Origin of the sequence: Herbaspirillum sp. VT-16-41, assembly GCF_001994935.1 — a bacterium.
Taxonomy (GTDB): domain Bacteria; phylum Pseudomonadota; class Gammaproteobacteria; order Burkholderiales; family Burkholderiaceae_D; genus Herbaspirillum; species Herbaspirillum frisingense.
Window position 1 is genome coordinate 64,315 of sequence record NZ_MUXB01000101.1, and the last position, 12,376, is coordinate 76,690.

Annotated in this window: 12 protein-coding genes; 11 read left to right on the forward strand and 1 reads right to left on the reverse strand. The window is 63.0% G+C overall.

Annotated elements, in window-relative coordinates; genetic code table 11:
- Positions 1-122 precede the first annotated feature (122 nt).
- Positions 123-1,364, forward strand: coding sequence for a cystathionine gamma-synthase family protein (locus tag BTM36_RS11240; protein ID WP_077236339.1), 1,242 nt, complete (start codon positions 123-125; stop codon positions 1,362-1,364).
- A 172-nt stretch (positions 1,365-1,536) separates the two neighbouring features.
- Here the strand turns inward: BTM36_RS11240 and BTM36_RS11245 are convergent, their stop codons facing one another.
- Entirely contained in the window at positions 1,537-2,133 is a 597-nt protein-coding gene (locus BTM36_RS11245; RefSeq protein WP_077236340.1) for a TIGR00730 family Rossman fold protein, read from the reverse strand.
- Positions 2,134-2,358: 225 nt separating this feature from the next.
- Here BTM36_RS11245 and BTM36_RS11250 point away from each other — a divergent pair, with 225 nt between their 5' ends.
- The 10 genes from BTM36_RS11250 to BTM36_RS11295 all read left to right on the forward strand — a co-directional run bounded on the left by BTM36_RS11250 (position 2,359) and on the right by BTM36_RS11295 (position 12,143).
- Positions 2,359-3,375, forward strand: coding sequence for a patatin-like phospholipase family protein (locus tag BTM36_RS11250; RefSeq protein ID WP_077236341.1), 1,017 nt, complete (start codon positions 2,359-2,361; stop codon positions 3,373-3,375).
- 106 nt (positions 3,376-3,481) lie between these two features.
- Positions 3,482-4,384 carry an alpha/beta fold hydrolase gene (locus tag BTM36_RS11255; RefSeq protein WP_077236342.1) on the forward strand — a complete coding sequence of 301 codons (903 nt, stop codon included), beginning with the start codon at positions 3,482-3,484 and terminating at the stop codon, positions 4,382-4,384.
- A gap of 103 nt (positions 4,385-4,487) precedes the next feature.
- Positions 4,488-5,330: a 3',5'-nucleoside bisphosphate phosphatase gene (locus tag BTM36_RS11260; RefSeq protein WP_077236343.1), complete on the forward strand. Its 843-nt coding sequence runs from the start codon at positions 4,488-4,490 to the stop codon at positions 5,328-5,330.
- Between the two features lie 119 nt (positions 5,331-5,449).
- Entirely contained in the window at positions 5,450-6,325 is an 876-nt protein-coding gene (htpX, locus tag BTM36_RS11265; RefSeq protein WP_006462704.1) for a protease HtpX, read from the forward strand.
- 98 nt (positions 6,326-6,423) lie between these two features.
- Positions 6,424-7,059, forward strand: a complete 636-nt coding sequence (locus BTM36_RS11270) for an L-threonylcarbamoyladenylate synthase (RefSeq protein ID WP_077236344.1) — start codon at positions 6,424-6,426, stop codon at positions 7,057-7,059.
- Positions 7,060-7,139: 80 nt separating this feature from the next.
- On the forward strand, positions 7,140-7,802 hold the full coding sequence (locus tag BTM36_RS11275) for a site-2 protease family protein (RefSeq protein ID WP_077236345.1): 663 nt from the start codon (positions 7,140-7,142) through the stop codon (positions 7,800-7,802).
- A gap of 60 nt (positions 7,803-7,862) precedes the next feature.
- Positions 7,863-9,062 carry a tryptophan--tRNA ligase gene (locus tag BTM36_RS11280; RefSeq protein WP_077236346.1) on the forward strand — a complete coding sequence of 400 codons (1,200 nt, stop codon included), beginning with the start codon at positions 7,863-7,865 and terminating at the stop codon, positions 9,060-9,062.
- Between the two features lie 155 nt (positions 9,063-9,217).
- Complete coding sequence (gene dapA / locus BTM36_RS11285; RefSeq protein WP_006462700.1) at positions 9,218-10,096, forward strand: 4-hydroxy-tetrahydrodipicolinate synthase; 879 nt, start codon at positions 9,218-9,220, stop codon at positions 10,094-10,096.
- Between the two features lie 61 nt (positions 10,097-10,157).
- On the forward strand, positions 10,158-11,339 hold the full coding sequence (gene bamC, locus BTM36_RS11290) for an outer membrane protein assembly factor BamC (protein WP_168189778.1): 1,182 nt from the start codon (positions 10,158-10,160) through the stop codon (positions 11,337-11,339).
- Positions 11,340-11,357: 18 nt separating this feature from the next.
- Positions 11,358-12,143 carry an MBL fold metallo-hydrolase gene (locus BTM36_RS11295; protein WP_006462698.1) on the forward strand — a complete coding sequence of 262 codons (786 nt, stop codon included), beginning with the start codon at positions 11,358-11,360 and terminating at the stop codon, positions 12,141-12,143.
- Positions 12,144-12,376: the final 233 nt, after the last annotated feature.

The following is a 12,376-nucleotide window of genomic DNA, read 5'->3' on the forward strand; positions in this document are numbered from 1 at the left end:
GCCGGCGTTTTTCTTTCATGCGCAGCCGGTGGGAAACTGGCTTATCATTTTGCCTTTGGCCCGTGCTTGCCGCTGCCGGCCATCCTGCCCACCCTGCTCACCCTGCATTTCCGACTTCCGCGATGAACGATAAAAAGACCTACGGCTTCACCACCACCATCCTCCACAGCGACCGCCAGAAGGGTATCGAGCATGGCTCGCTGCACAAGCCCATCCACACTTCCGTGACCTTCGGCTATGAAGATGCGCGCCAGCTGGCCGAAGTCTTCCAGGGCAAGCAGCCGGGCTATCGCTACGGTCGCCAGGGCAACCCGACGGTGTCGGCGCTGGAAGAGAAGATCACCAAGATGGAAGACGGCAAGTCCACCATCTGCTTCGCCACCGGCATGGCCGCCATTGGCGCCATCGTCCAGGGTCTGCTGCGCGAGGGCGACCATGTGGTGTCCTCGGCTTTCCTGTTCGGCAATACCAATAGCCTGTGGATGACAGTCGGCGCGCAGGGCGCCATGGTATCCATGGTGGACGCCACCGATGTGAAGAATGTGGAAGCGGCCATCACGCCCAATACCCGCCTGGTGTTCGTCGAGACCATCGCCAATCCGCGCACCCAGGTGGCGGACCTGAAGCGCATCGGCGAGCTGTGCCGCGAGCGCGGCATCCTCTACGTGGTGGACAACACCATGACCTCGCCCTACCTGTTCCGTCCCAAGACGGTCGGCGCCGGCCTGGTGGTCAATTCGCTGACCAAGTCCATCGGTGGTCACGGCAATGCGCTGGGGGGAGCATTGACCGATACCGGCGAATACGACTGGACCCGCTATCCGCACATCGCCGACAACTACAAGAAGAACCCGGCGCCGCAATGGGGCATGGCGCAGATCCGTGCCAAGGCACTGCGCGACTTCGGCGCCACGCTGGGGCCGGAAGCGGCGCATCACATCGCCGTCGGCGCCGAGACCATGGCCCTGCGCCAGGAGCGCGAATGCAAGAACGCCCTGGCCGTGGCGCAGATGCTGGAAGCCGATGAGCGCGTGGCGGCCGTGTATTACCCGGGGCTGGAGTCCCATCCGCAGCATGCCTTGTCCAAGGCATTGTTCCGCTCCTTCGGCAGCCTGATGTCCTTCGAACTGAAGGACGGCATCGACTGCTTCGACTATCTCAACCGCATGCATCTGGCGGTGGCCGCCAGCAACCTGGGCGACACCCGCACCCTGGTGATCCCGGTGGCCCACACCATCTTCTACGAGATGGGCGCCGAGCGCCGTGCCAGCATGGGCATTGCCGAGTCGCTCATCCGCGTCTCGGTGGGCCTGGAAGATACCGAGGATCTGGTGGCCGACTTCCGTCAGGCACTGGAGGCCTGAGAGCCTAAAAGCCTGCTTAGGCCCCGATTTGGGCCAAAAGTGAAGAAATGAGAACGCCCGTCGCCTCGCAGGAGGGACGGGCGTTTTGCTTGCCGCAGGAATGTGAAGAAACGGAAATGAATCCTGCAAAACCTGCAGCCGCTCCAGGGCCGCAAGCGCGACCGGCCTTGGATTAAGGCACCAGATTGGCCACCGCTTCGCGATCGGCCCATTTGGTCTTGTAGGTCGGCTTGAAGCTCTGGAAGCGCTCGATCAGCGTGGCCGGATCGGCTTCATGCATCATCAGCCCGGACTGGTCGGAACTGACGAAACGCTGCGACACCAGATGGTCGACGAAGGCGATCAGGTTGTTGTAGAAGCCTTCCACGTTGTACAGGCAAATCGGCTTGTAGTGGAAGCCCAGCTGCGCCCAGGTCAGCACCTCGAACAGTTCTTCCAGCGTCCCCATGCCACCGGGCATGGCAACGAAACCGTCGGAAAGCTCGGCCATCATGGCCTTGCGCTCGTGCATGTCCTTGACGATGTGCAGACGGGTCAGGCCGTCGTGGCCCAGTTCCTTGTCCAGCAAGGCCTTGGGGATGACGCCGGTGGCTTCGCCCCCGAGTTTCATGACTTCGCTGGCGATGATGCCCATCAGGCCGACATTGCCGCCGCCATAGACCAGGGCGATGTTGTTCTTCACCATTTCCTGCGCCAGCTTGCGCGCCGCCTCGGCGTAGGCGGGCGATGCACCGGGGGAAGAGCCGCAATATACGCAAATCGATTTCATGTGTCCTCTGCAGTGTCCGTCGTGACGTCTTTACTTCGTTACAATGGCCGAGCTGTTTCCTGTGGGTGCCGGCATGTTGCTTTTGGTTGCCGATTTGTTTCCATCTGGCAGCCACTTTTCGGCAGCGCGGTATTCGTGTTATACCATGATAGTGCAGTGCAGCATAAGCTTATGTGGTGACCCGGGCATGACAGCCCGCTGGATGTGACCGAGGAAAAGGACATCATGTCGAACAAGATCGTCAGTCTGGCTCTGCAGGGTGGTGGCTCCCATGGCGCCTTTACCTGGGGCGTGCTGGACCGCCTGCTGGAAGACGGGCGGCTGGACATGGAAGGCATCAGTGGTGCCTCCGCCGGAGCCATGAATGCGGCGGTGCTGGCCCAGGGCTATGTGCAGGATGGCCGCGATGGCGCGCGGGCGGCGCTGGAGAGCTTCTGGACGGCGCTGTCCACCGGTGCGCCGCTGGACTACCTCAATGCCGAGGGCGCGCCGGTGGTGGCCAATCCCACGCCCATGCCGGGCATGCAGGCCTTGCTGGCGATGACCCGCTTCTTCTCGCCCACGCAACTCAATCCGCTGGACATCAACCCGCTGCGCGACATCCTGCTGGAGCAGGTGGACTTCGAGCGGCTGCGCCGGCAGCGCGAGTTGAAGCTCTTCATCGCCGCCACCCAGGTCAGCACCGGCATCCTGAAGATCTTCCGCAATGTCGACCTGTCGGTGGAGGTGCTGCTGGCCTCGGCCTGCCTGCCCTCGCTGCACCGGCCCATCGAGATCGATGGCGAGGCCTACTGGGATGGGGGTCTCACTGCCAATCCCCCGATCTTCCCCTTGCTGCATGCCTGCGCCGCGCGCGATGTGATGGTGGTGCTGCTGCACCCGAGCCGCCGCGCCGGGACGCCCACCAGCAGCCACGACATCGGCCAGCGTCTTTCGGAAATCAGCTTCAGCTCGGCCTTCTTCACCGAACTGAGCGGACTGGCCCTGGCCAAGCGCGAAGCCGAGAATTCCACCCTGGCCTTCGGTGCGCTGGAGCGGCGTCTGCGCCAGCTCAATATCCACATGATCGATGCCAACGAGCTGATGGAGCAATTGACCAACCTGTCCAAGCTCAATACCCAGGCCAGCTTCATCGGCAGCCTGTTCCAGCAGGGGCGGGAGCGCGCCTCCGAGTGGCTGGAGCAGAACTTTGCCGAGATCGGCCACCGTTCTACCTTCGACCTGGGGCGCTTCCTGCCCTGAACCGCCGGATCAAGGGCCTTCACGCACGATCGTTCACTTTTGTCTATACTTTGCTGCTTGATCTTTCGTAGTCCCGCCTTGCAGCACCGATAACAAAGAAAACGACATGCATCCGACCATCGCCAAGCACGCTTCACGTTCCGAATTCCTTACCGTACGCGGCCTGCGCTATCACATCCGTCACTGGGGCGACCCGCAGGCGCCCAAGATCTTCATGTTCCACGGCTGGATGGATATGTCGGCCTCGTTCCAGTTCATGGTCGACGCGCTGCAGCGCGAGTGGCACGTGATCGCGCCCGACTGGCGCGGCTTTGGCCTGAGCGAGCGCAGCCCGGCAGATTCCTACTGGTTCCCTGACTACCTGGCCGATCTGGAGGCCATCATCGACCACCATGCGCCGGGGGAAGCCATCAACCTGCTGGGCCACAGCATGGGCGGCAATGTGGTGACGCTCTATGCCGGCCTGCGCCCGGAGCGCATCGCCCGCCTGATCAATCTGGAAGGCCTGGGCCTGCCCACGGCCAAGCCCGAGCAGGCGCCGGGAAGGTTTGTGCAATGGCTGGACGAGATCAAGAACCCGCCACTGCTGCGCGGCTATGACACGCTGGAAGAAGTGGCCATGCGCCTGCAGAAGAACAATGCGCGCCTGTCCGACGAGCGTGCCGCTTTCCTGGCACAACACTGGGCGCAGCAGGATGGCAGCGGACTGTGGCAGATCCTGGGTGATCCGGCGCACAAGCAGGTCAGCCCCATCCTGTATCGGGTGGACGAGATGATGGCCTGCTGGCGCCGCATCACCGCGCCGGTGCTATGGATCGAAGCGACCGACAGCGACATCGGCCGCTTCTTCGGCCCGGCCTCGCTCAAGCGCGAGGAAATCGACCGTCGCATCGCCTGCATCCCGCGCATCCAGGTCGAGATGATCGACCAGGCCGGCCACATGCTGCACCACGACCAGCCCGAGCGGCTGGCGCAACTGATCGAGACCTTCCTGGCACGGCCGGCCTGAGCGGGGCAGGGAGGAAGGGCGTAGAATGAAGGTATTCCAATCACCCCGCATTCCCTGATCGGCGGCAGCCACAAGCGACCGGCCCGAGTCATCGCGCATTCCTATGTCTGAGCTCAAGTTCGACCTGCATTGCCACTCCAACGTCTCCGACGGCCTGTTGCCGCCGGAGGAGGTGGCCGCGCGTGCCAAGGCCAACGGCGTGGGCGTGTGGGCGCTGACCGATCACGACGAGGTCGGTGGCGTGGCGCGTGCCCGCGCGGCGGCGCAGGCCCTGGGCCTGCAACATGTGGGCGGGGTGGAAATTTCAGTCACCTGGGCCGGGCAGACTGTGCACATCGTCGGCCTGCGCATCGACGAGACCAACCGCGCGCTGGTCGAGGGACTGGCCGCCACCCGCAACGGCCGCGAGCGCCGCGCCCGCGAGATCGCCCAGGCGCTGGACCAGTACGGCATCTGCGGTGCCTATGAAGGCGCGCTCAAGCACGTGGGCAATCCCGACCTGATCTCGCGCACCCACTTCGCCCGCTATCTGGTCGAGTGCGGCCAGTGTGGCGATACCAAGGAAGTCTTCGCCAACTACCTCACCGAAGGCAAGCCGGGCTACGTGCCGCACCGCTGGGCCACGCTGGAAGAGGCGGTGCGCTGGATACGCGGGGCCGGCGGGGTGGCAGTGATCGCCCATCCGGGCCGCTACAAGTACAGCCAGACCCAGTTCGGCGCGCTGTTCGATGAATTCAAGCAGTTCGGCGGTGCCGCCATCGAGGTCAATACCGGCAGCCATACCCCCGAGCAGTATCAGGAATACGCCCAGGTGGCGCGCAGCTATGGCTTCCTGGCGTCGATGGGCTCGGACTTCCATGGCCCCGGCGAGTCGCGTGTGGACCTGGGCGGCCTGCCGGCCTTGCCGACGGGCGTCAAGCCGGTGTGGCACGACTGGGGACTGTAAGTCGGAGCTGCAAGCCGGGGCTGCAGGCCGGCGAAAACTGCTCCCATGGCCGAGCTTGCCCTTGATTTCCGGGGCCGGACTCCTATCTAATAACCACTTTCCCGATAGGAGTTTTCCCCATGAAACGCATCTTGTTGTTTATTGCGACCAATATCGCCGTGCTGGTCGTGATGAGCGTCATCTTGTCGCTGTTGGGCGTGGACCGCTTCCTGACCCGGTCCGGCCTGAACCTGCCGATGCTGCTGGTGTTCTCGCTGGTGGTCGGCTTCACGGGCTCCATCATTTCCTTGCTGATGAGCAAGAGCATGGCCAAGTGGTCCACCGGCGCCAGGGTGATCGAGACGCCCATGAACGGCACCGAGGCCTGGCTGCTGCAGACCGTCGGCAAGCTGGCCCAGCGCGCCGGGATCGGCATGCCGGAAGTGGCAGTCTATGACGGTGAGCCCAATGCCTTCGCCACCGGCGCGTTCAAGGACTCGGCCCTGGTGGCGGTGTCCACCGGGCTGCTGCAGGGCATGACGCAGGACGAGGTGGAAGCCGTGCTCGGCCACGAGGTGGCACACATCGCCAATGGCGACATGGTCACCATGACGCTGATCCAGGGTGTGGTGAATACCTTCGTAGTGTTCCTGTCGCGCGTGGTGGGTTACTTCGTCGATTCGGCCCTGCGCCGCAATAACGACGAATCCGGTCCCGGCATCGGCTATACCGTGACGGTGCTGGTCTGCCAGATCGTCTTTGGCATCGGTGCTTCGATGATCGTGGCCTGGTTTTCGCGCCACCGCGAGTTCCGTGCCGACGCCGGCGCGGCCCGACTGTTGGGTACGCCGCAGCCGATGATCAATGCGCTGGCGCGGCTGGGCGGTTTCTCGCCAGAAGGCCTGCCGCAGAACATGGCGGCCCTGGGCATCAGCGACAAGCCCGGCTTCATGGAACTGTTCTCGACGCACCCGCCGCTGGAACAGCGTATCGCCGCCCTGCGCGGCCAGCGTTAAGCCCGGCGGGCGGCGACAACGGCGGTGGCAACACCGCCGTTGTGCTTTTTACGAATTGAAATCGATTTGGTATTGGAAATGGAAACGGAAACCGCATCATGAGCCAGTTTTTCGAGATTCACCCCGACAACCCGCAGCTACGGCTGATCAAGCAGGCCGCGCAGATCATCCACAAGGGCGGCCTGGTGGCCCTGCCGACCGACTCCTGTTATGCACTGGTCTGCCAGCTCGACAACAAGGATGCGGTGGAGCGTGTACGTCGCATCCGCGGCGTGGACGACAAGCACCACCTGACCCTGCTGTGCCGCGACCTCTCCGAGATCGCCCAGTACGCCAAGGTCGACAACCGCCAGTACCGGCTGCTCAAGGCCGCCACGCCGGGTGCCTATACCTTCATCCTGGAAGCTACCAAGGAAGTGCCGCGCCGCCTGTCGCATCCCTCGCGCAAGACCATCGGCCTGCGCGTGCCGGAAAACCGCATCGCCCACATGCTGCTGGAAGAACTGGGCCAGCCGCTGCTGGGCACCACCCTGATCCTGCCGGACGAAGACCTGCCGCTGACCAGCGCCGACGATATCCGCAGCCATCTGGAAAAGCAGATCGACCTGGTCATCGACAGCGGCGCCTGCAGTCTGGAGCCGACCACCGTCATCGACCTCACCGACGATGAACAGCCGGTGCTGGTGCGCCAGGGCAGGGGAGATGCCGGCATCTTCGGTCTGCAAGCCGCCTGAGCCGGCGATTTCTTGCTTCAACAGCCCGCCGGGCTTGAATTCCCAAGCGCCATGTTGCCCCTCTGATAAAATCCCCGCCCATGAACGATCTCATCCAGACTGTCGCGGTCTACGCGCTGCCCGTGCTCTTCGCCATCACCCTGCACGAGGCGGCGCATGCCTATGCCGCCAAGTTCTTCGGCGACAATACCGCCTATTCCATGGGGCGCATGAGCCTGAACCCGCTCAAGCACATCGATCCCTTCGGCACCATCCTCATTCCCATCCTGCTGTACTTCGCCACCAGCGGTGCCTTCCTGTTCGGCTATGCCAAGCCGGTGCCGATCAACTTCGGCCACCTGCGCAAGCCCAAGCGCGACATGGCCTGGGTCTCGCTGGCCGGTCCGGCTGCCAATTTCCTCATGGCACTGCTGTGGATGATTGCCATCTACGCCCTGGCGCTGGGGGGCGTGCAAGAAGAGTTCTTCACCCTCATGGCCAAGGCCGGTGTATTGACCAACCTGGTGATGTTCGCCTTCAACCTGTTCCCGATCCCGCCGCTGGATGGCGGTCGCATCCTCACCAGCCTGTTGCCCAACAAGTACGCCTATAAATTCGCCCAGATCGAGCCCTATGGCTTCTTCATCGTCATGGCGCTGGTGCTGCTCAAGGTGATCTATACCTGGTGGATGGCACCGGTGATGTACGGCGCCGGTCTGGTGCTGCAGTTGATTACCTATCCGATCACCTTGCTGTTCAACTGACTGAAGCGGCCAACGTGATGATCCGCATGATTTTCCCTCCTTACCACCTAGCCTACTGCCATGTATCCTGATCGCGTCGTCTCCGGCATGCGCCCCACCGGCGCGCTGCACCTGGGCCACTATCATGGCGCCCTGAAGAACTGGGTCAAGCTGCAATCCGAATTGCCCTGCCTGTTCTTCGTGGCCGACTGGCATGCACTGACCACCCATTACGACGATCCCTCGGTGATCGAGACCAGCACCTGGGAGATGGTCATCGACTGGCTGGCGGCCGGTGTCGATCCGGCCCAGGCGACGCTGTTCATCCAGTCGCGCGTGCCGGAACATGCGGAGCTGCACCTGCTGCTGTCCATGGCCACCCCGCTGGGCTGGCTGGAGCGCGTGCCCACCTACAAGGACCAGCAGGAGAAGCTGGCCGATCGCGACCTGGCGACCTATGGTTTCCTCGGCTATCCGCTGCTGCAGGCGGCCGATGTGCTGATCTACCGCGCCAGCCAGGTGCCGGTGGGCGAGGACCAGGTGCCGCACATCGAGATCATGCGCGAGATCGCGCGCCGCTTTAACCATCTGTACGGCAAGGAAAAGGGATTCGAGGAAAAGGCCCTGGCCGCGACCCGCAAACTGGGCAGCAAGCGCGCCAGGCTGTATCTGGAGCTGCGTACGCAATTCCAGGAAAAGGGCGACGACGAGGCGCTGGAGCAGGCCAAGGCCATGCTGGACGATGCCCAGAACCTGTCGATGATCGATCGTGAACGTCTGTTCGGCTATCTCGAAGGCAGCCGCAAACTGATCCTGACCGAGCCGCAGGCCATGCTGACCGAGGCCTCGCGCCTGCCGGGTCTGGATGGCGCCAAGATGTCCAAGAGCTATGGCAATGCCATCGCTCTGCGTGAAGACAAGGAGTCGGTCACCAAGAAGGTCAAGACCATGCCGACCGACCCGCAGCGGGTGCGCCGCAGCGACCCGGGCGATCCGGAGAAATGCCCGGTATGGCAATTCCACCAGGTCTATTCCCCGGCGGAAGTGAAGGATTGGGCGGCCAAGGGTTGCCGATCGGCCGGCATTGGTTGCCTGGAATGCAAGCAACCGGTGATCGATGCCATCCTGCAGGAGCAGCAACCGATGCTGGAGCGCGCGCAGCCTTATCTGGACGACCCCTCGCTGGTGCGCGCCATCGTTGCCGATGGCTGCGAAAAGGCCCGCAAGCTGGCCCAGGACACCATGCGTGACGTACGCGAGGCGATGGGGCTGGGCTATTGAGCTCCGGCAAGTCCGACCGGTGAGGGCGAAAACCTGCGTTCTTCCCGTATTTTTACGCCGGCCTTCATCTGAAGCACCGGCAAAATTGACCTGTTGAGGCGTCTATCCGCTACAATCAGGCCTTTATTTTGACCATTACCTAAAGCACGCACACCATGATCAAGGGTAGCATTGTTGCAATCGTCACTCCCATGCATCCGGACGGCAGCCTCGATTACGATGGCCTGCGCAAGCTGATCGACTGGCATATCGCCGAGGGAACTGACAGCATCGTCATCGTCGGTACCACCGGCGAATCGCCCACCGTCTCGATGGAAGAGCACTGCGAACTGATCAAGGTCGCGGTCGAGCACACGGCCAAGCGCATCCCCATCATCGCCGGCACCGGTGGCAATTCCACCGCCGAAGCGATCGAACTGACCGCCTTCGCCAAGAAGGTCGGTGCCGATGCCTCGCTGCAGGTGGTGCCGTACTACAACCGTCCGACCCAGGAAGGCATGTACCTGCACTTCAAGACCATCGCCGAAGCGGTGGATCTGCCGGTGATCCTGTACAACGTGCCCGGCCGTACTGTCGCCGACATGAGCAACGAGACCATCCTGCGCCTGGCGCAGGTCAAGGGCATCGTCGGCGTGAAGGATGCCACCGGCAACATCGCCCGCGGCACCGACCTGATCCGCCTGGCGCCCAAGAGCTTCGCGGTCTACTCGGGCGACGACGCCACCGCCATCGCGCTGATGCTGTACGGCGGCGCCGGCAATATCTCGGTCACCGCCAACGTCGCCCCGCGCGACATGCATGAACTGTGCGTGGCCGCCATGAGCGGCAACATCGCCCGTGCCGTGGAACTGAACAACAAGCTGCTGCCCCTGCACAACAAGCTCTTCGTCGAACCCAACCCGGTGCCGCTGAAGTGGGCCATGCAGGAAATGGGCCTCATTCCCTCCGGCATGCGTCTGCCGCTGGCGCCGCTGGGAGCGGCTTACCACGACACCGTGCGCGCGGCCCTGCGCGAGTCCGGTGTATTAAAATAATCGGCTTGGCCGCTTTGGCGCAGGTCTCCTGAAATCCGATTCCGCTTTCAATAGTAACGATATGACTAATAGCAAGAACGTTCGTCCGGTATCCCGCTCCGCGTACACAATTACCCAACGCAGTATCGTCATCGCACTGGCGCTGGCCGGACTGGCAGGATGTTCCTCCATCGGCAACATGCTCGAAGGGGACCGTATCGATTACAAGAGCGCGGAAAAGGCCCGTGGCCCGCGTCTGGAAGTGCCGCCCGACCTGACCCAGCTGCAGCGCGACAACCGTTATGCCATCCCCGAGGCCAACAAGGGCGTGGCGACCGCATCCGGCTACCAGCTGGAGCAGCAGAACAAGCCGACCACCGAAGTCACCTCCGTGGCACCGACTGCCAAGGGCGACGAAATCCGCATCGAACGCGACGGTTCGCAGCGCTGGCTGGTGGTCAAGCAGAGCCCGGAACAACTGTGGTCGCAGATCAAGGACTTCTGGCAGGACAACGGTTTCCTGATCAACGTCGAATCGCCCGATACCGGCGTCATGGAAACCGACTGGGCCGAGAACCGCGCCAAGATTCCCCAGGACTTCATCCGCAACACGCTGGGCAAGGTGTTCGATTCGCTGTATTCCACCGGCGAGCGTGACAAGTTCCGCACCCGTCTGGAACGTGGCCCGAACGGCACCACCGAGATCTTCATCAGCCATCGTGGCGCCGAGGAAGTGCTGACCGGTTCGGCCAAGGAAACCTCGGTGTGGACCGCACGTCCCTCCGATCCGGGCCTGGAAGCCGAATTCCTGTCGCGCCTGATGGTGCGCCTGGGTGCTGAAGAGACCAAGGCCAAGGCCGCCGTGGCCAATGCTCCGTCGCTGCAGGCACGTTCGCGTCTGCAGAAGGGTGTGGCGGGCACCAGCGTGCAAGTCGATGAAGGCTTCGACCGCGCATGGCGCCGCGTCGGCCTGGCGCTGGATCGCGTCGGCTTCACCGTGGAAGACCGCGATCGCAGCCAGGGCATCTATTTTGTCCGTTACGTCGACCAGAACCAGGACGCCAAGGACAAGAAGGATGACGGTTTCTTCTCGCGCATCTTCAGCTCCAAGGACAAGGACAAGAAGGCCGCCAAGTACCGCATCGTGGTCAAGGGCGCCGGTTCCGACAGCAGCAATATCACCGTCCAGAACGGCGAGGGTGGTCCGGATACCTCGGGTATTTCCGACAAGATCCTGGGCCTGCTCAACGAGCAACTGAAGTAATCAGGACCCGGGGCTCAGATGAAGTTCGCGAGCCTCGGTAGCGGCAGCGAAGGCAATGCGCTGCTGATCTCGGCCGCAGCCGGCGACCAGCGTCCCTCCTCGGGGACCACGGTCATGCTGGACTGCGGCTTTACTTTGCGCGAAGCCGAAAAGCGCATTCTGCGCCTGGGGCTGGACCCCTCCGACGTCGCCGCCATCGTCGTCACGCACGAGCACTCGGATCACGTCAGTGGCGTGTTCAAGTTCGCGCGACGCTATCGCATTCCGGTCTGGCTCAGTTATGGCACCTGGCAGGCGGTGGCCGAGCAGGCTGCCGATGTCGATGTGCGCTTCTGTGCCGATGGTCAGAAGATCGCCATCGGCGATCTTGAATTGTCCCCCTACACCGTTCCGCATGATGCCCGGGAGCCCATCCAGTATGTGGCCGGCGACGGTGACCGGCGCCTGGGCGTATTGACCGATGCCGGTCAGCCGACCGCGCACCTGGTGCAGGCGCTGGGCGCTTGCGATTCGCTGCTGCTGGAATGCAATCACGACCGCGAGATGCTGGATCGCTCGCCCTATCCCGCCTTCCTCAAGCGCCGCATCGGCGGCGATTACGGCCACCTGGCCAATGACGCCAGTGCCGACATCCTGCGCCTGCTCGACAAGAGCCGGCTCAAGCGCGTCATCGGCGCGCATCTCAGTCAGCAGAACAACACGCCGGAACTGGCGCGCGCGGCGATCGAAAGCGTCCTCGGGCCGACCTTCGGTGGCATCGGCATCGCCTGCCAGGCAGAAGGCTTCGCCTGGCTGGACGTCTGATCAAACGCGAGCCGGTCAGCGTTCTGTCAGATCTTCCTGCGGCGCGGCAGAAACAATTTGTTTCTCTTTCCTGCGGCCTGCTGCTCATTGGCTGCGCATTCATTCCTTGTTGGTCGCATTGACGCGCATGTCCATCGGGCGGCAGCAAGAGATTGCCAAAGCCTGCTGGATACGCTGTCAGTGCTTTGTCAGTCCGATGGGCAATCAGCGTGCTGCAATGGCTTGTAGCGCGT